The organism is Salinimicrobium oceani (assembly GCF_012037645.1).
The window spans coordinates 1-489 of sequence record NZ_JAAVJR010000484.1 but is presented as its reverse complement, the minus strand read 5'-3'; the positions used below and the strand labels follow the sequence as shown (position 1 = coordinate 489).

Here is a 489-nt window from a genome sequence, read left to right as displayed (position 1 = left end):
CAGCATTTTGACCTGCTGTTGCAGAATTCTGGCCGTTGGCAATATTGGTATTCCTTCTTGCTTCCCAGGCCCATTGCATGTACTGGTTAGTACCCAAAACTTCATGTGTTTCCACAGCAGGGGTTGAAAAACCTCCAACTGCAGTCAGGCGAATAGTAGGCGCAGTATTTAATGATCCTCTTTTTGTAGTAATCACGATCACCCCGTTAGCACCTCTCGAACCGTAAAGTGCCGTAGATGCAGCATCCTTAAGGACGTTCATTGATTCGATCTGATCGGCACTTATAGAGTTGATATTTCCATTAAATGGAGCACCATCCACAATAATAAGAGGTTCGGATGAAGCATTGATAGATCCAATCCCTCTAATCCTGATAGTTGGGTTTTCACACGGTTGCCCACCAGACATCACCATGGCAACCCCGGGAACATTACCCTGTATCGCAGATGTTACAGAAGTTAACTGTTGTTGCTCAAGTGTTTCTTCTC

The 489-nt window shown here is 45.0% G+C and carries 1 protein-coding gene; it reads right to left on the bottom strand.

All coding sequences use genetic code 11. The features are described from left to right. Positions 1-489, bottom strand: a 489-nt coding sequence (locus HC175_RS17855) for a TonB-dependent receptor plug domain-containing protein (RefSeq protein WP_168139612.1), incomplete at both ends; no start/stop codon positions are given.